This is a genomic window from Pseudomonas syringae group sp. 247E2 (assembly GCF_032587795.1).
Lineage (GTDB): Bacteria > Pseudomonadota > Gammaproteobacteria > Pseudomonadales > Pseudomonadaceae > Aquipseudomonas > Aquipseudomonas amygdali.
In genome coordinates this window covers 80916-103153 of record NZ_JAWHPK010000034.1, presented here as the reverse complement: position 1 = coordinate 103153, position 22238 = coordinate 80916, and the positions used below count along the sequence as shown (strand labels likewise).

General features: G+C 59.4%; 18 protein-coding genes. 7 read left to right on the top strand and 11 right to left on the bottom strand.

The window, feature by feature from the left end:
- The first annotated feature begins 60 nt into the window (after positions 1-60).
- From RYC18_RS24630 to RYC18_RS24610, 5 genes are all read left to right on the top strand, one after another.
- A complete protein-coding gene (locus RYC18_RS24630; protein ID WP_004654148.1) occupies positions 61-849 on the top strand; it encodes a MetQ/NlpA family ABC transporter substrate-binding protein in 789 nt (262 codons plus the stop codon).
- Positions 846-1976 (top strand): methionine ABC transporter ATP-binding protein, encoded by a 1131-nt coding sequence (locus RYC18_RS24625; protein ID WP_005743154.1) that lies wholly within the window; start codon positions 846-848, stop codon positions 1974-1976. Before RYC18_RS24630 ends, RYC18_RS24625 begins: the two co-directional genes overlap by 4 nt.
- Positions 1966-2610 (top strand): methionine ABC transporter permease, encoded by a 645-nt coding sequence (locus RYC18_RS24620; RefSeq protein ID WP_002551596.1) that lies wholly within the window; start codon positions 1966-1968, stop codon positions 2608-2610. Before RYC18_RS24625 ends, RYC18_RS24620 begins: the two co-directional genes overlap by 11 nt.
- Before the next feature lie 56 nt (positions 2611-2666).
- Positions 2667-3293, top strand: coding sequence for a class I SAM-dependent methyltransferase (locus RYC18_RS24615; RefSeq protein WP_005743155.1), 627 nt, complete (start codon positions 2667-2669; stop codon positions 3291-3293).
- 130 nt (positions 3294-3423) lie between these two features.
- Positions 3424-3915, top strand: coding sequence for a hypothetical protein (locus tag RYC18_RS24610; RefSeq protein WP_005743156.1), 492 nt, complete (start codon positions 3424-3426; stop codon positions 3913-3915).
- Positions 3916-3967: 52 nt separating this feature from the next.
- Here the strand turns inward: RYC18_RS24610 and RYC18_RS24605 are convergent, their stop codons facing one another.
- From RYC18_RS24605 to RYC18_RS24560, 10 genes are all read right to left on the bottom strand, one after another.
- On the bottom strand, positions 3968-7069 hold the full coding sequence (locus RYC18_RS24605; RefSeq protein WP_005743157.1) for an efflux RND transporter permease subunit: 3102 nt from the start codon (positions 7067-7069) through the stop codon (positions 3968-3970).
- Positions 7066-8154: an efflux RND transporter periplasmic adaptor subunit gene (locus tag RYC18_RS24600; RefSeq protein ID WP_005743158.1), complete on the bottom strand. Its 1089-nt coding sequence runs from the start codon at positions 8152-8154 to the stop codon at positions 7066-7068. The genes RYC18_RS24605 and RYC18_RS24600 overlap by 4 nt, the downstream gene beginning before the upstream one ends.
- Positions 8151-9269, bottom strand: coding sequence for an efflux RND transporter periplasmic adaptor subunit (locus RYC18_RS24595; RefSeq protein WP_005743159.1), 1119 nt, complete (start codon positions 9267-9269; stop codon positions 8151-8153). Before RYC18_RS24595 ends, RYC18_RS24600 begins: the two co-directional genes overlap by 4 nt.
- Before the next feature lie 239 nt (positions 9270-9508).
- On the bottom strand, positions 9509-10540 hold the full coding sequence (locus tag RYC18_RS24590) for an RHS repeat-associated core domain-containing protein (protein WP_316886957.1): 1032 nt from the start codon (positions 10538-10540) through the stop codon (positions 9509-9511).
- Between the two features lie 70 nt (positions 10541-10610).
- A complete protein-coding gene (locus RYC18_RS24585; RefSeq protein WP_005744781.1) occupies positions 10611-11561 on the bottom strand; it encodes an RHS repeat-associated core domain-containing protein in 951 nt (316 codons plus the stop codon).
- A gap of 111 nt (positions 11562-11672) precedes the next feature.
- Positions 11673-11888, bottom strand: a complete 216-nt coding sequence (locus tag RYC18_RS24580) for a DUF6124 family protein (RefSeq protein WP_005747748.1) — start codon at positions 11886-11888, stop codon at positions 11673-11675.
- Positions 11889-12373: 485 nt separating this feature from the next.
- The gene (locus tag RYC18_RS24575; RefSeq protein WP_005730944.1) at positions 12374-13393 is read right to left on the bottom strand and encodes an ABC transporter substrate-binding protein; all 1020 of its coding nucleotides are present in this window, start codon (positions 13391-13393) and stop codon (positions 12374-12376) included.
- A gap of 38 nt (positions 13394-13431) precedes the next feature.
- Positions 13432-14298 (bottom strand): ABC transporter permease, encoded by an 867-nt coding sequence (locus tag RYC18_RS24570; RefSeq protein WP_005744777.1) that lies wholly within the window; start codon positions 14296-14298, stop codon positions 13432-13434.
- A gap of 91 nt (positions 14299-14389) precedes the next feature.
- Positions 14390-15271: an ABC transporter ATP-binding protein gene (locus tag RYC18_RS24565; protein ID WP_016982744.1), complete on the bottom strand. Its 882-nt coding sequence runs from the start codon at positions 15269-15271 to the stop codon at positions 14390-14392.
- Between the two features lie 16 nt (positions 15272-15287).
- The gene (locus RYC18_RS24560) at positions 15288-16184 is read right to left on the bottom strand and encodes a TauD/TfdA family dioxygenase (protein ID WP_316886956.1); all 897 of its coding nucleotides are present in this window, start codon (positions 16182-16184) and stop codon (positions 15288-15290) included.
- A 219-nt stretch (positions 16185-16403) separates the two neighbouring features.
- On the opposite strand from RYC18_RS24560, the gene RYC18_RS24555 reads away from it, so the two are divergent.
- The gene (locus tag RYC18_RS24555; RefSeq protein ID WP_316886955.1) at positions 16404-19502 is read left to right on the top strand and encodes an autotransporter domain-containing protein; all 3099 of its coding nucleotides are present in this window, start codon (positions 16404-16406) and stop codon (positions 19500-19502) included.
- 115 nt (positions 19503-19617) lie between these two features.
- Here the strand turns inward: RYC18_RS24555 and RYC18_RS24550 are convergent, their stop codons facing one another.
- The gene (locus tag RYC18_RS24550) at positions 19618-20844 is read right to left on the bottom strand and encodes an MFS transporter (protein WP_005778583.1); all 1227 of its coding nucleotides are present in this window, start codon (positions 20842-20844) and stop codon (positions 19618-19620) included.
- Between the two features lie 116 nt (positions 20845-20960).
- Here RYC18_RS24550 and RYC18_RS24545 point away from each other — a divergent pair, with 116 nt between their 5' ends.
- Positions 20961-22223 (top strand): lipase family protein, encoded by a 1263-nt coding sequence (locus RYC18_RS24545; RefSeq protein WP_316886954.1) that lies wholly within the window; start codon positions 20961-20963, stop codon positions 22221-22223.
- Positions 22224-22238 lie beyond the last annotated feature (15 nt).

Sequence of the window (22238 nt, the reverse complement as noted above, 5' to 3'; positions counted from 1 at the left end):
CAAGGAATCTCAGGACTTTGTGCAGAACGCAGGAGCAATAATTTCTTAAAGGACCGCACCATGAGCAAAACCCTCGCTGCACTGGCCCTCGGGCTGTTGACCCTGACCGCTTACGCTGACGACAAGCCCTTGAAAGTCGGCACCACGGCAGCCTTCGCCATACCGCTTGAAGCCGCTGTCGAAGAAGCTGGCAAGCAGGGCCTGAAAGTCGAGCTGGTCGAATTCACCGACTGGATCGCCCCCAACGTCACCCTCGCCGCAGGCGATATCGACGTGAACTACTTCCAGCACATCCCTTTCCTGACCAACGCCAATGAAGCCGCCGGTTTCGGCCTGGTGCCCTACGCGCCAGGAATCATCAACAACGTGGGTCTGTACTCGAAAAAGTACAAAAGCTTCGATGAGCTGCCGACTGGTGCAACCGTGGCCATCGCCAATGACCCGATCAACAGTGGACGCGGCCTGCAACTGCTGGCCAAGGCCGGGCTGATCACGCTCAAGCAAGGCGTCGGCTACAAGGCGACCGAGGAAGACATCACCGCCAACCCGAAAAAGCTCAAGATCATTCAGGTTGAAGCCGTGCAGCTGGTGCGCGCCTACGATGACGCCGATCTGGTGCAGGGCTACCCTGCCTATATCCGTCTGGCCAAAACCTTTCCCGCCGACTCGGCCATCCTGTTCGATGGCCTGGACCACCCGGAATACGTCATTCAGTTCGTGATCAAACCTGACCACAAGGACGACCCGCGTCTGGCGAAATTCGTCGATATCTACCAGCACTCGCCCGTCGTCCGCGCTTCGCTCGACAAGGTCAACGGCAAGCTTTACCAGGCGGGATGGAAAGAATGACCGCAACCGCGCAACGCCAACTGCCACTCGATACCCCGATCGCAAGCACACTGGCGCAACAGGCCGAGCTGCACCCGGAGCTGAATCGCGCCCATGTGCGGTTCATCAACCTGGGCAAGACCTATCACGGCAAGCAAGGCCCCGTTGAAGCGCTGGGCAATATCGACCTGGCTGTCCAGCGCGGCGAGATCTTCGGCATTATCGGCCGCAGCGGCGCAGGCAAGTCCTCGCTGATCCGCACCATCAATCGCCTGGAACAACCCAGCAGCGGCCGGGTGCTGATCGATCAGGTGGACATCGGCGAGTTCGACGAAGACAAACTGGTGGAGCTGCGCCGACGCATCGGCATGATCTTCCAGCACTTCAACCTGATGTCGGCCAAGACCGTCTGGCAGAACGTCGAGCTGCCGCTCAAGGTCGCAGGCGTGCCCAGGGAGCAACGCGCGCGCAAGGTCGCGCAGTTGCTGGAACTGGTGGGTTTGCAGGACAAGCACAACGCATACCCCGCGCAACTGTCCGGCGGGCAGAAACAGCGCGTCGGCATTGCCCGCGCACTGGTGCATGATCCCGCAATCCTGTTGTGCGACGAGGCCACTTCAGCACTGGACCCGGAAACCACTCAGTCGATCTTGGGCCTGTTGCGCGAAATCAATCAGCGCCTGGGCCTGACCATCGTGCTGATCACCCATGAAATGGCGGTTATTCGTGATATCTGCCACCGCGTTGTGGTGCTGGAGCAAGGCCGGATAGTCGAGCAAGGGCCGGTCTGGCAAGTGTTTGGCGACCCACAGCACGACGTCAGCAAAACCCTGCTGGCACCGCTGCAAACCGGGCTGCCGAAGGAGTGGGCCGAGCGTCTGAGCGATCAGCCGCAACGGCCTGATGCAGCTCTGTTACTGGATGTGCATTTTACCGGTGCCAGTGACCAGGGGCCTGATCTGGCCGCGCTGTTTGCCGCGCTGGGCGGCAAGGTGCAATTGCTGCAGGGCGGGGTCGAGCGCATTCAGGAGCGGGCCATCGGCCACTTGATTCTGTCGGTCGCCGGCTCAGTGCATACACGCGACGAGTTGCTGGCACGCGCCCGTCAACTGGCGCCACGCGCGGAGGTATTGGGTTATGTGGGTTGATCGTTTGCTGCAAGGCACCCTCGACACGTTTCTGATGGTCGGTGTGTCGTCATTGATCGCACTGCTGCTGGGCATCCCGCTGGCGGTGATTCTGGTCACCAGTTCCAAAGGCGGCATCTATGAGGCACCGGGGATCAACCGCGTGCTGGGTGCCTTCGTGAACCTGTTTCGCTCTATTCCCTTCCTGATTCTGATGGTCGCGCTGATCCCGTTCACGCGGATGATCGTCGGCACCACGTATGGTGTCTGGGCAGCCGTTGTGCCGCTGACCATTGCTGCCACGCCGTTCTTTGCACGGATCGCCGAAGTGAGCCTGCGCGAGGTCGATCACGGCCTGGTCGAAGCGGCGCAAGCGATGGGCTGTCGGCGCTGGCACATCATCTGGCACGTATTGCTGCCAGAAGCGCGCCCCGGCATCGTCGGCGGCTTTACCATCACGCTGGTGACGATGATCAACTCATCAGCCATGGCCGGTGCCATCGGCGCAGGCGGGCTGGGCGACATTGCCTATCGCTACGGCTATCAGCGCTTCGATACGCAGGTGATGCTGACCGTGATCGTCTTGCTGGTGGCGGTCGTAGCGCTGGTGCAACTGGGCGGTGACCGGCTGGCGCGCAGCTTCGACAGGCGCTGAGCAGCCGCAACGCAGCGAGGGTATATTGGCGGTCTTCCTTTACCGGACCGCCCCTGATGAAACTCGACCCTCAGACGCTTGCGCAGATTACCTCGACCACCGTCAGCCATTACAACAGCGTGGCCGACGAATTTCGCGAAGGCACACGCGACCACGACGTCAGCCAGAATATCGATGCCCTGTTGCGGCATATCGAAGGCCCGGCACCGTGGCAGATTCTCGACTTCGGCTGCGGGCCGGGGCGTGATTTGAAGACGTTCACAGCGATGGGCCATGTTGCGGTCGGGCTAGACGGCTCAGAACGTTTCGCCGAAATGGCACGCGCCGAGACCGGTTGCGAAGTGCTACAGCAGAACTTCCTCGAACTCGACCTGCCGCAAGGCCGCTTCGATGGCCTCTTCGCCAACGCAGTGCTTTTCCACATCCCAAGACAGGAACTGCCACGCGTGCTGCGCGAACTGTATGCCACACTCAAACCGGGCGGCGTGCTGTTCAGCTCCAACCCGCGTGGTGAGAATCAGGAAGGCTGGAACGGCGAGCGTTACGGCGCGTACCACGACCTCGAAACATGGCGCGAACTGCTGACCGAAGCCGGGTTTAGCGAGCTGGAACACTACTACCGCCCCGCCGGGTTGCCGAGAGAGCAGCAGCCTTGGTTGGCGAGTGTCTGGCGGCGGCAGTGATGTGCGGCGCTGTGCAGTTCGTGTGCTGGTACTTCTGACAGTATCGCTCAGCAACCTGTGCGTCTTAGGATAGATTCAGCCACTTAAACAGGCGGCTTGCATCCATCCGAATCGATCAAAGGAACTGATCATGGCGAACGAATATCTGGAAAATGGCGATTTCAGCGACAATCTTACTCACTGGACAGCCCCAGTGGGCTTTGAGCCAGACTTCAAGCCCATGGAAGGCGAAGGTCAAAGCATCAAGCTGAATACGGGCGTGACCGTAAGCCAGTCTATTATTGAACTGCCCGCCCAGCGTCTGCATCTCGAGTTCGACGTTCTTAACGCAGAGGATGTAGACGACGTGTTCTTCGTCGTGGTCGTGGGTGGCTACAACATTAAGGATGAGATTAATCTGACGCAGGTCGTAAACTTCGCAACTCAGGAATGGGTGCATTATTCTGGCGACTTCGATTTCCAGGTGCAGCTCAAGAAATGCTTCTTGAATATATCTGCCCCGGCGGAGACCTCCAGCTTTTCGCCTTCAGGCCTGACAAAGGCCTCGCCGTTCGGCCCGGTACGGTTCGCCAACCTCAGCCTGTCCACGATCGACGTCAAGGACGCAGGCGAGACCGACTGATTGCCGGGTCGTCAGCCCTGCCCCGCGTTACAGGCGGCAGGGCACGCCGACCTCAATGCGCTGGCTGTGCGTGCTCGCCGTCACCCTTGTCAGCCGCTTCGCGACGCTGTTCGTCGGTTGGTTCCTTGATGCGGTACCAGGCCACGTACAACGCAGGCAGGAACAGCAGGGTCAGCAACGTGGCGATGATGATGCCACCGATCATGGCGTAGGCCATCGGGCCCCAGAACACTTCCCGCGCAATGGGGATCATGCCCAGGCTCGCCGCGGCCGCGGTCAGCAAAATCGGACGACGGCGATGCTCGGTGGCTTCGACCACAGCGTCCCAAGGCAGATACCCACTGCGCTCATAGGCATCGATCTGGGTCACCAGAATCACCGAGTTGCGGATGATGATGCCGATCAGCGCCAGCACCCCGAGAATCGCCACGAACCCCAGTGGCGTCCCCGTCGGGATCAGCGCCAGCACCACACCGATTAGCCCCAGAGGCGCGACACTGGCCACCAGAAACATCTTCTGAATGCTGTGCAACTGAATCATCAGGAACGTCGCCATGAGGAACAGCATCAGGGGCGCAACGCTGGCAATCGGCCCCTGCGCCTTGCTGCTTTCTTCGACCGTGCCGCCCGTTGCAACCTTGTAGCCGACCGGCAGACCAGCGGCGAACTTGTCGATTTCAGGTTGCAGCTGTTTGACCAGATCAGTTGGCTGAATCGCGTCCCGTACCGCGCCCTTGACGGTGATGGTCGGCATGCGATCGCGGCGCCAGACCAACGGCTGCTCCAGCTCGTAACCAACGGTGGCGAACGCCAGCAGCGGAATGGATGTTCCAGTCTGGGTCACGATTTGCAGGTTCTGCAGGGTTTCCGGCGTGCCGCGTTCTGCGTCTTCAGCACGTCCGATCACATTGATCAGATAGATATCATCACGCACCTGGGTCACGGTTGAACCGCTGACCACGCTGTTCATCAGCTTGGCGACGTCTTCCGACGACAGGCCCAACTGCCGGGCCTTGTCCTGATTGATATCGATGCGCAGCACCTTGCCCGGCTCGTTCCAGTCGTAGATCACTTCGCCCACATGCGAGTTGTGATCGAGCAGTTTGGCCAGCTCGATGGCGTGCTGGCGCACCTTGTCGATGTTCTCGCCGCTGACGCGATACTGCAACGGACGACCCACCGGAGGGCCCATCTCCAGCGCCTGCACATACGAACCGATGCCGACGAAGTCATCACGCAAGCGTTTTTGCAGACGGGCAGTCAACGCGCTCCGCTCCTCCAGGCCTTTGCTGACAATCACCAGCTGGGCGTAGAACGGATTTTCCAGCTGCTGATCGAGTGGCAGGTAGAAACGCAACGCGCCCTGGCCGATGTAGGTGCTCCAGCGCTCGATGTCCGGATCGTCCTTGAGGCTCGCTTCAAAACGATCCACCACCTTGCGCGTTTCGTTGATTGAGGCGTTCTGCGGCAGGTTCAGGTCGACCAGAATTTCCGGGCGGTCCGAAGACGGGAAGAACTGATTCTGCACGAACTGCATGGAGAACAGCGACGCGGCGAACAACCCTACCGTGATGGCAATCGCCAGCCAGCGATGGCGCATGGCCCAGAGCATGCTGCCGTTGAATGCCCGGCCGATGCGGCCCGGCTCTTCGGATTTCGGTTTGATGTTGGCGCTCAGAATGTGCACGCCGATCACCGGTGCGAACAGAACGGCGACCAGCCACGACACCAGCATCGCCACGGCAATCACGGCAAACAGCGTGAATGTGTATTCCCCCGCAGAGCTGTTGTTCAGCCCGATCGGCACAAAGCCGGCCACGGTCACCAGCGTACCGGTGAGCATCGGGAACGCTGTCGAGGTATAGGCGTACGTCGCGGCCTGCTCCTTGGATTCACCCATTTCCAAACGTGTGACCATCATTTCCACGGTAATCATGGCGTCGTCCACCAGCAGGCCGAGGGCGATGATCAGCGCGCCGAGGGAAATCCGTTGCATGGTGATGCCGCTGTATTCCATGAACACGAACACCATCGCCAACACCAGCGGAATCGAACACGCGACCACCAACCCTGCGCGAAACCCGAGGCTGACGAAGCTGACCAACAGCACGATAATCACTGCCTCGAACAACGCGCTGGTGAAGCCGCCCACAGCCTTGTTCACCACCTCGGCCTGATCCGACACCTTGTGCACGCCAATGCCGACTGGCAGCTCCGCTGTTGTAGCGTCCATACGTTCGTGCAGCGCCTTGCCGAAGGACTGGATGTTGCCGCCCTTCTGCATCGCGATGGCCAGGCCTATCGCCGGTTTGCCGTCGAAGCGGAACAGCGGCTTGGGCGGATCGGTGTAGCCACGGGTTATGTCAGCAATGTCGCTCAGACGATAAAAACGGTCATTGATGCGCAGATTGACTGCAGCCAGATCCTTCTCGGACGCGAACTGGCCGGAGGTACGCACCGAGATCCGCTCCGGCCCGGCTTCTATCACCCCGGCAGGCGTCACCGCGTTCTGCGATTGCAGGCTTTGCACCACCTGGCTCTGGTCGATGCCCAATGCTGCGAGCTTGCGTGTCGAGAAGTTCAGGTACACCACCTCGTCCTGCTGACCGATCATCTCGACCTTGCCCAGCCCGGGCACGTCGCGGATGTCGGCGCGGACCTTCTCGACGTAGTCACGCAACTGACGCATCGAGAAACCGTCTGCGGTAAACGCATAGATCGAGCCGTACACATCGCCGAACTCGTCGTTGAACGACGGGCCTTGCAGCCCCTGCGGGAACTGGCCACGGATGTCATCGACTTTCTTGCGCACCTGATACCAGATTTCCGGTATCGCCTTGGCGCTGGTGGTGTCACGCAGGTACACGAAGACCGTGGACTCGCCCGGTCGGGTATAGCTCTTCACGTAGTCCAGCGAGTCCAGCTCTTCGAGCTTCTTCTCGATGCGGTCGGTGACTTGCTCGAGAGTCTCATCCACCGTCGCGCCCGGCCAGCGGGTCTGGATAATCATGGTCTTGATGGTGAAGGACGGATCTTCCTCGCGCCCAAGCTTCATGTAGGAAAACACGCCCATCAGCAGCGCGACAAACATCAGGTACCAGACGAACGACTGATGCTTGATGGCCCACTCGGATAAATTGAAATTCCCTTTCATCGCGGGCTTTCCTCATCGACTTTGACTTTCTGGCCCGGCTTGAGGCTGTTGACGCCCGCGCTTACCACTTTTTCACCTGCCTTGACGCCGTCGGCCAGCACGAAACTGTTGCTGTCACGGCTGACAATGTTCACAGCCCTCGGGTTCACCGTCTGGTTTTGCGGGTCGACGATCCATATCTGGCTTTTGCCATCGGCCTGCTGCAAGGCATTGATCGGCAAACGCATGCGCGGCGTGATGGTCGAGCTGAGCGTCACGCTGATGGCCGTGCCCAGCCGGAAGGCCGCTGGCGTTTGCGCCAGCGTCAGACGTGCACGGCGGGTACGTGTGGTACGGTCGGCCTGAGGTTCGATTTCACGAATGGTGGCGGTGGTGTTCACTTCCGGGTTCAACTGACTGGCGACGGTGAATACCACGTCGGACGGCAGCTGGTCGGCCAGTGTGTCAGGGAGGTCGATCACCGCTTCCTTGATGTCCGGCCGCGCCAGGGTCACGACTTCCTGCCCGGCCGTAACAACCTGACCGGCTTCAACTTTCCATTCAGTGACCACAGCATCGTGATCACTGCGCAGCTCGCTGTAGCTCAATTGATCGCGGGCCTGTTGTGCAGCGGCTTTGGCCTGTTCCTGCGACGAGCGGGCGGTCTTCAGATCGGTCAGGGCGATGTCCAGTTGCGCCTGGGCACCCACACCGCGATCAAACAGTTCCTGCTGGCGGCGAGCATTGGCCTGAGCGTTGATCAACTGCGCCTGCACATTGGCCAGGTCGCCCTGCCGGGCACGCACTGTATTCTGCTGATCGGTCGGATCAAGGGTGGCGAGCAAATCGCCTTTCTTCACTTCAGCGCCTACGTCGACGTTGCGCCGGGCAATACGTCCCGCCACACGAAAACCCAACACGCTCTGATAACGCGCCTGAATATTGCCGGCAAAACGCCCGAAATCCTGATTTGACTCAGGCCTGGCTTCGACGAACACGACAGGACGCACCGGCTCCGGAGGGGCCTCGTCCTTGCCGCAGCCACTCAACAGAAAGCCACTGGACAGAAGGCCACCCAGCAACAGGCATGACGACAAACGCTTCATGGCTGCACCTGCGCGTTCTGCTGTTTGGGCTGTTCGGCAATCTCGACCTGCATGTCCGGGTGTAACAACTGTCCGCCTGCCACCACGACTTTCTCTCCACTTTTAAGCCCGTCGCCGATGATGACTTTGGCAGTCAGATAACGAGTAACGGTGACCCTGCGCAAATTGACTTTGCCCTGCTCGTCCACCACCCACACGGCAGGCTTGCCCAACTGCTCGCCAAGGTCCTTGGTCAGCGCCGCCCAAGGCAGCTCGACACTGGCATTGGCCGGTGCGCTCAGCGCCACGCTGACTACCGAGCCCAGGTCCATGCCTTCAGGCAGCGGATCGAGCGCGATCTTGACCTGTAAAGTGCCGGTTTGCGCCGAGACTGCCGGGGTCACTTCGCGTACTTTGCCGCTGACCTTGATGTCCGGGTTGTCGAGCAGCGTGACCTGCACAGGCTGATTGGTCGGCGGCTGAACGAACAGGGACTCGTAGACATTGAACACCGCATCCCGATCACCGTCGCGTGCCAGATCGAAAATCGGCATCGTGGCCTGCACCACCTGCCCGACTTCAGCCTGACGCGCGGTGATCACACCCGGCGCATCCGCGACCAGTGCGGTATACCCCAATTGCTCACGGGCATTGGCCAGTTGCGCTTGCGCAGCCTTCAACGAGCTTTCGCTGCCGCGCAAGGCGGCCTGGGCCGAGTCATATTCACTACGGCTGGTATAGCCTTTGGGCAACAGCTTTTGTTGCCGGACAAAAGCGGCGCGGGCCTGATTCACGCGGGCCTGCTCGGCGGCCACAGAGGCTGCGGCCGAATCGACATTGATCTGCAAATCCTTCGGATCAAGCCGGGCCAGCACCTGCCGGGCAGTGACCCGGTCGCCCACATCGACATTACGCTGAATGATCTTGCCATTGACCCGGAATGAAAGCCGGGTCTGCACCCGCGCCTGAACATCACCGGTCAGGGCGACACTGGCGGCGAAGTCGGCACTTTTTACCGTTTGCACATAAACCCTGGGCAGTTCGGGCGCCGCCGGTTTTTCCTCGCCACACCCCGTTAACATCGCCAAGGCAGCAGCGAGACCGAATGTAACCAGTCTAGAAGGAAGAACGGGCATGCAGACTCCTTGTGCGGCTGCCGGATGTGGGCGCGATAGGGCGAGAGAATAGCGTGACTATGCGACTGTGCGCGAGAGGGAGGGTTCATTAACTGGGCAGAAAGTGGGTAGACAAGAAAGACCTTCAAATGAGTGATTGGCCTAAAGGAACTCAGCGCATTTTTTAAGTTTTGCCGGTTCGAATTTCGGCGGGGACATTGCCTTGAGCGTCACTGCCGGAATTAAGCGTAGCTTATCGATTAAGCCAACGATTCAGTACCCTGGCGAATGGTAGTCGGCAACTCTTCAGTAATCGTTGGCATCTTGTGGACACGAGATAAAGCCTTTTTAAACTTAAGCTCTCTTATATTTTTGTATGTAGGGTCAACTCTTCTGCGAACAGACGACCTTGCCGGTGCAAGGTTTGATGATGATAGTTGTGCTCGTGGCAATGTAAAGGGTGCAGCCTGCAACCCAGCAGCGGTTTGCCAAGGTGATTGAGGTGTCAATGTTATCGAGTTTCTGATTGGAAAATCATGGGCCCAGCTAGCAAGCTCGATACTCTCCAGGTTAGGGATTGAACGCCCCACTCCAGCAGCCTTCTTTACAATTGAACTCAGAGCAAAACCAACGCCCGCAACAGCTAACACACTGCCCACGCCCATAAGCACCCCACTGAGCGTTGGATTCGATTCTTTTACGTGCGTAGACACATAAATTGACCCACCTCCAGTGAGCAATAACCCAGCCGCCAAAACCCCACTTAAGAAAGACGAAAAATGCCCGGTCGGGTCTATGTATTTGATCGGATTGTTTAGCCCATACGCATACGCATTCAACCCACCGTCACCAAACGGGCTAAAACTGTCCGGGCTGTTAAAGCGCATCAGCACCGGGTTGTAGGCGCGATAGCCATTGCCGAGCAGGTAATGGCCGGTTACCAGGTCAGGCTGCTCGCCGTTGAAACCGGGTAGTGCTGCGAATGTCTGCTCGGCTTGACGATGCCCGAACGGCGTATACGCGATATCAACCTGCCTCCCGTCTTCGCTCGCGTGCAGAACGCTGTTGTGCAGGTCACTGGCGACCATCGTCGTCATGACCTCTTCGCCCTCGCGACTCTGCTGCGCCAGTAACTGGCCGCCTGCGCGGATACAGGTCCGTTGCCTGTCGCCCAGTAACTCGGTCATCAGTTGCTCGCCGTTATAGAACCGACTGGAGAGGACCTGAGCCAGCGGGTTCAATGTGGAGACACGGTCCAGCGGGTCGTAGGTGTACGTGCAGAGGAGAGCCATGATCGATCCTTGATGATGGAGTAAGCGTTCAGGTGAATCAGGCTGGAGAAATCATGTACAGATAAATGTATCAGTACATCATGCGACTCAATTCGTCTGCCGGATCACCCCAAGGGCGTGTTTCTCGAATGGCGCTAGCGGTATCAGCGAACTCACTTTTTAAACTTGAACGCCTATCATTGAGCAGTTTTATATCTGCCCCTGCATCCTCCCAACGCTTGATGCGCGGGTTGAATGTCCGAACGGCCAGCACTGGAATCACCATGCCTATTGCAGTCGCGAGCAAAACATCCTTGGCAGGGCCGTCAGGGTCGACCGCGTTGATTACACGGCTTACGGTAAACACGGTGCTCGCTGCGATCTGGCCGAGTGCCGAGGAAGCTGTCAGTTTCGTTGATAGCGGAGCATTGCCCTTGGCGACAGCCTTTATCGCAGGAACAGCCGCCTTTACACCCAGGTAAGCACCGAACAAACCGAGCCCTATCCACACAAATGAAAGTATCTGACTCTCATCTATCTTATGCCCGGTCGGATCAGACCGATTAACCGGATCACCCGCGCAGTACGCATAGGCATTCATACCGCCCTTGCCAAACGGGCTCAGGCTGTCCGGGCTGTTGAAGCGCATCAGAACGGGGTTGTAGGCGCGATAACCATTGCCCAACAGATAATGACCGGTCAATGGGTCGGGTCGCTCATCGTTGAAGCCTGGCAGCTGGCTCAACGCTTGCCGATGCCCGTAGGGGGTGTAGGCGATAGGGTCAGACAAGCCGGCCGATACGGTGTGGAGCACGCTGTGCTGTTGGTCCGAGCCGATCAACAGCGTAGCGAGCGCTGACTGCGTGGCCAGCAACTGACGGTCGCGATGCAGGAACCGAACGTGTTCTGCCCCCTGAATCTCGCTGACCAGGGTGTCGGACTGATAGAACGAGCGGGCAATGGTCCCTGCCACAGGCGTGCGAGCCGCAAGCCGGTCAAGCGCGTCGTAGCGGTAACGGCACAGGGTAGTTTGCTGGCGCATGGTGAGTAACCGGAGTGGTCTTGATCGGCGAGGTAGGCCTCTTCAGGCACACAATGCATTGCGGGGACCGCAGCGGCTACTCGTAGAACTGCTAGGTTGCGTCAGGGGCTGTCAGTGGCTCTGAACACATTCCAGCGAGCGCTCCAGCTCGGCCTTGGCCATGTTGATCAGATGCACCACCGAGAACGCAAGATCACGTTTCAGGCCCTCGAGGTTGTCACCGGTTTCAGAAGCGGTGGCAGAGGCACAGCGCAGTATTTCGCTGACCTGTATCAGGGAATCTTCAAGAGAGTTGGGGAGCGGTGGAGACGGGGTCGAGTTGATCATCATGCGTGCCTCTGCAAGTAGGGCCATCAGATGTTCGCTGCTAAACAAACAAGGTGGCGACTTTGACGCGGGTTAGCAGACCGGTAGAGAACACAGACCCGGCGCACTCGAAAGTGCCCCACGCAAAGCCGCCATAAAACGGTAATTGCGCTGCGTGTCTCTGGACAGGCTGCTAAACCCGATCGCTGAAAAATCAGCGACCGACGCAGCCTAGTGCGCAGAGTTGGCAGGCACAAGGGCCCGGGATTTTCTAGGAAAGGTCATACGCAGGAAAGAGAAAAGACTGAAAGAAATGTCCCGCAGGACAGGTTTTTCGTGAGCGGAAGTAACCTGATTTGTTCAGAAGAGGACGCAGAGCGTCCAGAACGGCATTCCCACGCTGGAGCGTGAGGAACGATAGGCGCCCGGGAGATCTTCTATCGTTCCTCACGCTCCGCGTGGGAATGCCCTTCATGACGCTCCGCGTCATCTTCAAAACGCGTCGATCAACTGCCCTCGGTGCCGTGCGCCTCTTCGAAGAAGTAGTCCTTCCAGCTCGCCGCCTTGTTTTTAAGTACGCCCAGTTCATGCAGTTTTTCGGCGTAGATGAAGGTGCGCTGCGGGGTGACGGTGAAGTCGATTTCCGGGTCAGCGACGATTTTCTCTACCAGCGGCAACGGCAGTTTCGATTGCTCGACACGGATGTAGGTCTGCGCGGCAGCGGGCTTGTCGGCCTTGATGATCTTCTCGGCTTCGGCCAGCGCGTCGTAGAACGCCTTGTAGGTCTTGGGGTTCTCGTCGTGGAATTTCTCGGTGGTGTAGAGCACGTTGAACGTCGCCTGACCGCCCAACACGTCATAGGAACTGAGCACTTTGTGGACGTTGGGGTTTTCCAGCGCCTGGTACTGGAACGGCGGGCTGGAGAAGTGCGAGTTGATTTCCGAACCGCCCGCCAGCAGCGCTGCGGTGGCATCCGGGTGCGCCAGGCTCACCGAGATGTTGTCGAATTTCTTGTAGTTGTCGTTACCGAATACCTTGGCGGTCTCGATCTGCAAAGTACGCGACTGAAAGCCCACACCGGCAGCCGGTACAGCGATGCGGTCCTTGTCGGTGAAGTCCTTGATGGTTTTCACGTTGGGATTGTTGGTCAGCAGGTAGTTGGGCATGGAACCCAGCGAAGCAATGGCCTTGACGTTCTGCTTGCCCTTGGTGCGATCCCAGACGGTCAGCATCGGTGGCACACCTGCCGACACCACGTCCAGCGCACCGGCCAGCAGCGCTTCGTTCATCGCCGTGGCACCGGAGATGCTGTTCCAGTCGACCTTGATGTCCAGCCCCTGTTCCTTGCCATGTTTCTCGATCAGTTTCTGATCGCGCACCACGTCGAGGATCAGGTAGCCGATACCGAATTGCTGAGCAATGCTGATCTTGCCTTCCGCCTGCACGCCGCTGCTGAGCAGGGCACCGAACAGGCCAAGTGTCGCCGCCAATACAGTCAGCGCCGGACGATGAAATGTTGTTGTCATGTGGTTCCCACCCTGATTATTCAAAAAAAGACGGTACTTCAACGCTGCATGCCCCAGCGCTTGACGGTCAGGCGCTCGATATTGGCGAACAGCAGGTTCTCGACCAGCAGGCCGATGAGAATGACTGCCGCCAGACCTGCAAAAACCTTGTCGGTATACAGCTCGTTACGATTCTGGAAGATGTACCAGCCCAACCCGCCCTTGCCGGACGACGCACCAAACACCAGCTCGGCGGCGATCAGCGTGCGCCAGGCGAAAGCCCAGCCGATTTTCAAGCCGGCAAGGATCGACGGCAGCGCAGCGGGAATCAGGATGTGCCAGACAAAGCGCAAGCCCTTAAGGCCATAGTTGCGCCCGGCCATACGCTGGGTTTCCGAAACGCCGAGAAAACCTGCGTAGGTATTGAGCGCCAGCGCCCACAGTACCGAATGCACCAGCACGAAGATCAGGCTGTTCTGGCCCAGCCCGAACCACAGCAGCGCCAGCGGCAACAGGGCAATGGCCGGCAGCGGATTGAACATCGCAGTCAGCGTGCCGAGCAGGTCGCGGCCCAGTTGGGTGGACACTGCCAGGGTGGTCAGGGCGAACGCCAGCACGATGCCGATCAGGTAGCCCTGAATCAGTACGGTCAGGGAAATCCACACCTTGCCTGGAAGCTCGCCGGAGATCAGCCCGTCATAAAAGGCGGCCGCCGTTTGCAGAAAGCTCGGCAACAGCAGGTCGTTGTTCTGCAGACGTGCAGCCAGTTCCCAGATCACCGCCAGAGCGATCATGATGACGCATTTGCGCACCCAGCCCAGTTGCCAGATGCGCTGTGCCAGAGGCAGATCGCGGGCCAGGTCTTCCTGAGTGAAAGGCTCCAGCGTGATTTCATATTCTTCGCGAGCGGGAGGTGCGAGGCTCATGGTTCGGGTTTCCCGGTAATCGTGTAGATAGGACGCGGAGCGTCCTGAAAGGCATTACCACGCGGAGCGTGGGAACGATCAAGGCAGTCGTCTAGTAAGCAATCCGGATGTCCTGAAAATTCAGATCCTGCTCCACTGGCCCGGCCTCGCCCTCATCGAACAACAAACGATGAATACGCTGCGCGGTTTGCTGGAAACCAACGCCGCCGAGGCTTTTCAGGTCGTATTGATGGCTGTTGATTTCCGCTCGCACACGGCCCGGATGCGGTGACAACAGCAGGATGCGGTTGCCCACCACCAGCGCTTCTTCAATGGAATGGGTAACGAACAGCAGCGTGAAACGCACCTCGTCCCACAGCTCCAGCAGTTCTTCCTGCATCTTGCGCCGGGTCAGTGCATCGAGCGCGGCGAACGGCTCGTCCATCAGGAGAATTTTCGGCTGCATGGCCAGGGCGCGGGCAATCGCCACGCGGGCTTTCATGCCTCCGGACAAGGTATGCGGATAGGCTTCGGCAAACGCGCTGAGGCCGACTTTTTCCAGGTAATAACGAGCGCGCTCCAGCGCCTCGGGACGCTTCAGGGTGCGTGACGCCAGCAGCGGAAACATGACGTTCTCGATCACGGTTTTCCACGGCGGTAACTGGTCGAATTCCTGAAACACCACGATGCGGTCCGGGCCAGGTTCGGTGACCTGATGACCTGCCAGACGAATCTCGCCCTCGCTGGGCCGGATGAACCCGGCTACGGCTTTGAGCAATGTGGACTTGCCGCAACCGGATGGGCCGAGCAGCACAAAACGATCGGCCGGGTCGACCTCGAAACTGACCTGATGCGTCGCCCGGACCACGCGCTCTGGCGTGCGGTATTCAAGGCTTACACCGCGAACTTGCAACAAGGCTTCAGTGGTGTGCTGAACAGTCGGTTGCGGTTGGGCGCTCGTGCTGGCCGTGTGGCCTTGCGCGACAGCATTCATGAACGGCTCTCCTGAATCAAAATGGCGCGGTGCCTTGAATGGTCGTGCGATGCAGTTTGCGTCGCAGATGGGCCGGGCAGCCGGCAGCCAGGTGAATCAGGGAACGGTTGTCCCAGAACACCATGTCGTTGGCTTGCCATTGGTGCCGGTAAATATGCTCGGGCTTCACGCTGTGGGCGTAGATCTCGTTGAGAATCTGGCGGCTCTCGTCTTCCGGCAGGTCAAGAATCCGGGTGGTGAAACCTTCGCTGACAAACAACGCCTTGCGACCGGTTTCAGGATGCGAGCGAACAATCGGGTGGCTGACTTCGACCACTTGGGCCAGTTGCTCGGCGGTCAGGGTCGGACGCCAGTTGGCGGCGTTATGGCCCTCGGCGTAGCGCGCAGTGTAGCTGTGAACCGCCGAGCGCCCTTCGACGGCATCACGCAGGTGTTGCGGCAAGGTGTCCCACGCCTGATGCATGTCGGCGAACAGCGTGTCGCCACCTTCGCTCGGCAACTCTTGTGCGTAAAGCATCGAACCCAGGCTTGGCAGCTCTTTGTAAGACAGGTCCGAATGCCAGTATTTACCGGCATCGCCCAGCCCCACAGGCTTCTCGTTCTCGACAATGTTGGAGACGATCAGGATTTCCGGATGGTTGGCCAGCAGAAACTGCTTGAGCACATGGATCTGCAACACACCAAAACGACGGCTGAAATCGACTTGCTGCTGTGGCGTGATCTGCTGATCGCGGAACACCACGACGTGGTGATCCAGATGCGCCTGATGCACTCGCGTGAAATCCGCGTCATTCAACGGCCTGGACAGATCCAGCCCGACGATTTCCGCGCCCACCTTTCCGGTGAATGGACGCACGTCGAACGATTGCGAAGCAGATTGAGCGGACGATGAAGCGAGGGAGGCTGCTGGCATGAGAACTCCGACTCCAGAACAGTGTGACTGAAAGGCGGAACTGTATAGATATAAGAAAGAGAATTTAAATACCGTTGAGGAATATCGATAGTTCTGAATGCTTCCTGAGGATTTTTTGAGCGCACTCGCCCACATAAATGTGTCACGGCAGATACATCCAAGTGTAAGAACGCCTTGCTAGGGTCGGCGCCTTATCCAGATTGAGTACAGGCGCTCGCCATGCGATGTAATAAACCGGTTGCCCACGTAATGATGTCGTCGTTGATACTTTCACTGCTTGCGGTATCGGTACAGGCAGCGAGCCGTGCAAATGACAACCGGATCAACGGGGTCGATCTGCTTTCCGGGTTCAACACGCTGTGGACGACCGGCGCGACCTGGGATACTGGCACACCGACTGCGCTGGGGCAGAGCCTGCTCCGACGCAACCTGCAAATTGTCGTTGACCGTGCCAACTCGCGCACGCTTGCCCAGGAAACCGCCGCTTACTTCGATGACCGTCGCGATCAGAGCTACAGCGCCATCAGCGGTCTGGGCTCATTGAGTGATGCCTATAAAGCAGGCGCGGGGGCCTTCACTACCATCACGCAATTTGACGACAGCAACAAAACCGTCAAGTACGACGACAAGGGCAATGGCGCAGGCAGTTCGTCTTCAGCGCTGGGCAAAGTGGTCGATCTGGTCGGCGCCGTGCGCAATGACGCCTCCACGACCCCGGCCAAGTCCCACTATCTGTATCCACGGCCATGGCGGCAGAGCCTCGACGGACAAAACCTGGCATTCGTCGTCGCGCCGTCTTTGCGCCCGGCCGAAAGCACCACGCCGGCCAGTGACTCGGGGTTCCCCAGCGGCCATACCAATGCTGCCTACCTGTCTGCCTACGCCTTGGCCTATGCAATCCCAGAGCGGTTCAGCGAGTTGATGCTGCGTGCTTCGGAGATTGGCGACAACCGCATCGAAGCAGGCATGCACTCGCCCCTCGACGTGATCGGCGGGCGTATCACGGCGACCTATTTCGCCATCGACAACCTGTCCAATTCAGCCAACGCACAGTTGCGCGCCGACGCCCGCGCCCAGGCACTGACTTACTTCACGGCGCAATGCGGTGGCAACATCAACAACTGCATAGCGAGCATTGACCCGGCCACTGACCGCACTTCCCAGCATGCCCAGGACAAAGCGCTGTATACCTCACGCATGACCTACGGTTTCGATCCGGTCGGCCCCACCAACCTGGCTCCGGTGGTGCCGACCAACGCAGAAGTGCTGCTGGAAACCCGCTTTCCATACCTCGACGCCAGCCAACGCCGCGAGGTTCTGGGGACCACTGAAATATCTTCGGGCTACGCGGTAATCGACCAGTCAGGTGGCTACGGTCGCTTGAACCTGTATGCCGCAGGAGATGGCTACGGCGCGTTCAATTCCAACGTCACCGTCAACATGAACGCCAGCCTCGGCGGCTATAACGCCATCGACGCCTGGCGCAACGACATCAGCGGCAGTGGCGCACTGATCAAAAACGGCACCGGCAACCTGATACTGACAGGCAACAACACCTACTCGGGCGGCACCGTGATCAACGGCGGCACCTTGACCGGTCATGCCCAGGCCTTCGGCAGCGGCACGATCACCGACAACGCAACGCTGGTGGTCGATCAGTCCACCAACGACACCCTCGCCAACACCCTGACCGGCAACGGCGCGTTGATCAAACGCGGCGGCGGTTCACTGAACCTGACCGGCAACAGCAGCCTGTCCGGCGCGACCACCGTGCAGGCCGGTCGCCTCGCAGTGAATGGCAACCTCGGCAACTCCATCGTCAGCGTGCAGCAAGGCGCGACGCTGGGTGGCAACGGCACCGTTGGCGGCATCAACGTCGCTCAGGGCGGCGTGGTCGCACCGGGTAATTCAGTCGGGCAGCTGAACGTCAATGGTGACGTCAACCTGGCTCAGGGTTCGGTTTATCAAGTGGAATCGGACGCCAATGGCAATGCCGACCGCATCGTCGCCAGCGGCCGCGCGACGATCAATAACAGCACGCTGTCGCTGGTCGAAGGCGGTAACTGGCTGGCCGCCAGCCGTTACTCGATCATTTCCGCAGCCGGTGGCGTGAGCGGTGCATTTGCCGCCGTGCAAACCAACTTCGCGTTCCTTACCCCGACGCTGAACTACACCGCGACCGACGTAGGGCTGACGCTGGATCGCAACGCACAAACCTTCGCCAGCCTGGCGACCACGCGCAATGCCAGCGCCGTCGCTCAGGGGCTCGACAGCGCGGGCGCAGGCAATGCGCTATGGCGTCAGGTGGTGCAGGACGACGCAGCAACCGCACAGGCGACCTTCAAGGCGCTGTCCAACGAGCTGCACGCATCGACTCAATCTGCGCTGATCGAAGACAGCCGGCTGGTGCGCAATGCCATGAACGATCGCATGCAACAAGCGCAATCCGCACAGTCATTCGGCAGCACAACACAAACCCTGGCCGGTGATGCCTCGCGTGGCGTGGTGTGGACACAAGCCATCGGCGCGACCGGCCAGACCGACAGCAGCCGCGACGCCTCGGGCCTGGAAACCCGCACCAGCGGCCTGTTGTTCGGCGCCGACGTACCGCTCGACGACACTTGGCGCATAGGCGCGCTGGCAGGCTTCAGCAACAGCAGCTTCGACCTGCGCCATGCGTCCGGTTCCACCGACAGCGACAACTACCACCTGGGCGTTTATGGCGGCGCGAAATGGGGCCAACTGGGCCTGCGCCTCGGCGCGGTACGCACCTGGCATGAACTGACCGCCAAGCGCACGCTGGACCTGCCGGGCTCGTCCGAACACTTCAAGGAAGACTACAAAGCAGCGACCAATCAGGTCTTCGGCGAACTGGGCTACTCCATCGAAATGGGCAATGCGCTGCTCGAACCCTTCGCCAACCTCGCCCACGTGCGGCTGGACACCGACGCCTTCGACGAGAACAGCAACGCCATCAGCCTGCAGAACAAATCCCAGGACAACCACATCACCTTCAGCACCCTGGGCCTGCGTGCAGCGACCCGCCTGAGCGCTGGCAGCGTCGTGATCAAGCCCAACGCCACACTGGGCTGGCGTCGCGCCTACGGCGACGTCACCCCGGAAAGCCGCTCAGCCTTCAGCGGCGGCAGCACCTTCGAACTCTCCGGCGCACCGATTGCCCGCAGCGCCGCAGTGCTCGGCGCAGGTGTCGACCTGGGGTTGAGCGATACGCTGAGCGTGGGCCTGAGTTACGACGGTCAGGTGAGTAACGATGCTTCGGATCAGTCACTGAATGCCCGGGTGACATTGGCGTTTTAAGGCTGAAGTGGCGGCTGCTCTCTGTAGGGACGGAGAGCAGCCTGCCAAAGTTATCAGGGGGTCTGAGCGCTCTTGCGTTGACCTTCAATTCCATCCAGCTCCAACCCTCTCGTTTTCATTTCCCGGCCTCTCGATCAGCCTCAACAATCGAGGTCGGGAATGGGCTGCGTGCCTTTGCAAACCACCACAGGGCACCCGCTCCGATAACGCTCGTCAGCACGGCCAAACTCAGGATGACCTGGCGAATGCCCAAAGGCGCTGCGAGCAGGGCCACCAGCAAACCTGCCAGAGGCTGCGACAGGTTGTTGAGCAACGTGATCACGCCCACCGTCTTGCCGAAGTCCTGGGGCGGTATCACACGCTGCCGGAGGGTGCGCATGTAGACGTTGAACATCTTGTCGAAGCCGACGATCAACAAAAAACCCAATACATAGCCCATCAGGTTCGGGCTCAGGGCGCTGATAAATGCCCCGATCGCGATCATTGAATACCCGACACCGCCCAGCACCCGCAAAGGCAGCACCACACGGGCCAGGAAGAACAGGATCACGATAGTGGTCACTGCCCCCGCCGCCTGCAGCCCTGCGTAGTTATCCTTGCCTGCGCTGTACTCGCCGATGACCATGGCTGCCGAGGTCGCCAGCGTGACGCCGACGATCAGGTTGACCCCTACTGCCAGCGTGATGATCTTTTTCAATTCGGTGAGGCCACGGATATGCCCGAACGCAATCCGCAAGGGCTGCAGCCAGATGTCTTGATGCTGCTCGAACACTTCCAGCTTAAAACGGCCAAAACGTTGCCACGCCAACATGCAGAGGTCTGCCAGGAGGAATAGTCCGGCGATCCAGAGCACTACCCAGTGCCAGGCCCACACTTCAAGCATCAGTGCCGCCACCAGCGGCCCGAGGACCAGCCCTGACTGGTCGGCGATCTGGGAATAGGACAACGTTTTGGTGTAGCTGTAGTGCTGAAAGATACGCGGCATGAGCACTTCGCGCGCCATGATGCCTTGCGTGGTCAGCACCCCGCATAATGCCGAGAGCACCACGAGCCATCCAATGCCACCAAAGATAGCGTAGAGCACCATCGCCAGCCCGCAGAGCAATGCCCGGTACACCTGGCTGATATGCAGAATTCTGATAGGCGAATACTTGTCGCACAGCGCGCCGCATAACGGAAACGCGAGAAACCTCGGTAACGATTCGACGAAAAACGCCAGCCCGGCCCATGAAGCGCTGTTAGTGGTCTGGAACACCACCAGCGGCACTATGAACAACAGGATCTGATCCGCCAGCCTGGACAGGAAAAGCGAGATGAAGAAAGCGAGGTAATCCTTGCGCATGAAGAACTCCGTTCAGCACTGGCAGCGCGTGCGTCAGTTATCATCGCTCAGGTCATAATCGGCTTGATACATCGATGCTGATGCGCGCTCTCCTGTCAGCTTGTGGAGAAATACCGATGAACTCATCGCCAAGGTATTCGGCCGTTCTGGCCACCCTGTTGATGGTCCTGCTCGCAGCTTGCAGCGCAGTGCCAGGCACTTCCATGAAAACTGTCGCCGCTGCCCAGTCAGACCCGGGCGAAGGCGGTGTTCCCGCATTTTACATATGGCCGGATAAAGTGCCGTCGACACCGGGCCAACTGCTGCGCTCGGAACCGCTGACGGCTACGCAAAGCCTTGAGAATGCCGGACAGAATGTTCGCATCCTGTACACCTCAACAGACGGGCTCAACAACCAGCCAGTCGCAGTGTCAGGAGCCTTGTTCATGCCCAAGGGCACGCCGCCAAAGGGCGGATGGCCGCTGATGGCGTGGGCACATGGCACGGTTGGTAGCGCGGACATCTGTGCGCCTTCCTTTGCCGGGCGCAGTGATCGCGACACGCGCTATCTGAATGAATGGCTCGGGCGTGGCTATGCGATTGTGGCTACTGATTACCAGGGTTTGGGCACGCCGGGGCTGCACCCGTTCGGGCTGAGCAGTCCGCTGGCGTATGGCGTTCTCGACAGCATTCGGGCGGTTCAGAAAGCGGACTTCAATCTGTCTTCGCGGGTCGTTGTGTTTGGCCAGTCGCAAGGTGGCCGTGCCGCTTTCGCAACGGCCGTCTACCAGAAGACTTATGCGCCCGAATTGAACATTGTCGGTGTAGTCGCGACCGGGACGCCGTATCCGATGGCTCAATCGCGTGAGAAACATGCCGGACCGGACACCTTCCGCGATCAGGTCACGCCGTCGCTGGCCTATAACCTGTTGCGACTGAGCACTGCCGCACTGATCGACCCGTCGCTGCATCCTGCCGACTACCTGAGCGACCGCGCGAAGCCCGCGTTCGAAACCAGTCAGCGTGAATGCCTGCAAGCCATCGAGCGCAAGGTGGTCGCGGATGGACTGACATTCAACAACAGTTTCAAACGCTCACCCGATAAGGCGCTTGATCAGGTCAATCGCCAATCGGACTACCCGACGCTAAAGTCGGACATTCCGGTTTTTATCGGTACGGGAGGCAAGGATGTCATTTCACCTGTTCGCAGCCAGATCGCGCTGGTGAAAGACGCGTGTAAGGCCGGCGACCGCATCGAGTGGCATTACTACCCGCAGCTGGATCACTCGGGAGCGGTGAATGGCTCGCTGCCGGACTCGACACGTTTTGTCGAGAAAGCGTTTTCGGGGGAGTTTATGGCGGGGAATTGTGGGGCGACGCGGAGCGTCGCACGACAGTGAGATGATCGTTCCTCA

Coding starts and splice junctions, on each gene's coding strand:
- RYC18_RS24605 (WP_005743157.1), bottom strand. CDS start 7,069: ATGAAAGGGAATTTCAATTTATCCGAGTGGGCCATCAAGCATCAGTCG.
- RYC18_RS24550 (WP_005778583.1), bottom strand. CDS start 20,844: ATGCGCAAGGATTACCTCGCTTTCTTCATCTCGCTTTTCCTGTCCAGG.
- RYC18_RS24555 (WP_316886955.1), top strand. CDS start 16,404: ATGCGATGTAATAAACCGGTTGCCCACGTAATGATGTCGTCGTTGATA.
- RYC18_RS24580 (WP_005747748.1), bottom strand. CDS start 11,888: ATGATCAACTCGACCCCGTCTCCACCGCTCCCCAACTCTCTTGAAGAT.
- RYC18_RS24595 (WP_005743159.1), bottom strand. CDS start 9,269: ATGCCCGTTCTTCCTTCTAGACTGGTTACATTCGGTCTCGCTGCTGCC.
- RYC18_RS24590 (WP_316886957.1), bottom strand. CDS start 10,540: ATGGCTCTCCTCTGCACGTACACCTACGACCCGCTGGACCGTGTCTCC.
- RYC18_RS24630 (WP_004654148.1), top strand. CDS start 61: ATGAGCAAAACCCTCGCTGCACTGGCCCTCGGGCTGTTGACCCTGACC.
- RYC18_RS24560 (WP_316886956.1), bottom strand. CDS start 16,184: ATGCCAGCAGCCTCCCTCGCTTCATCGTCCGCTCAATCTGCTTCGCAA.
- RYC18_RS24600 (WP_005743158.1), bottom strand. CDS start 8,154: ATGAAGCGTTTGTCGTCATGCCTGTTGCTGGGTGGCCTTCTGTCCAGT.
- RYC18_RS24570 (WP_005744777.1), bottom strand. CDS start 14,298: ATGAGCCTCGCACCTCCCGCTCGCGAAGAATATGAAATCACGCTGGAG.
- RYC18_RS24625 (WP_005743154.1), top strand. CDS start 846: ATGACCGCAACCGCGCAACGCCAACTGCCACTCGATACCCCGATCGCA.
- RYC18_RS24610 (WP_005743156.1), top strand. CDS start 3,424: ATGGCGAACGAATATCTGGAAAATGGCGATTTCAGCGACAATCTTACT.
- RYC18_RS24620 (WP_002551596.1), top strand. CDS start 1,966: ATGTGGGTTGATCGTTTGCTGCAAGGCACCCTCGACACGTTTCTGATG.
- RYC18_RS24615 (WP_005743155.1), top strand. CDS start 2,667: ATGAAACTCGACCCTCAGACGCTTGCGCAGATTACCTCGACCACCGTC.
- RYC18_RS24575 (WP_005730944.1), bottom strand. CDS start 13,393: ATGACAACAACATTTCATCGTCCGGCGCTGACTGTATTGGCGGCGACA.
- RYC18_RS24565 (WP_016982744.1), bottom strand. CDS start 15,271: ATGAATGCTGTCGCGCAAGGCCACACGGCCAGCACGAGCGCCCAACCG.
- RYC18_RS24585 (WP_005744781.1), bottom strand. CDS start 11,561: ATGCGCCAGCAAACTACCCTGTGCCGTTACCGCTACGACGCGCTTGAC.
- RYC18_RS24545 (WP_316886954.1), top strand. CDS start 20,961: ATGAACTCATCGCCAAGGTATTCGGCCGTTCTGGCCACCCTGTTGATG.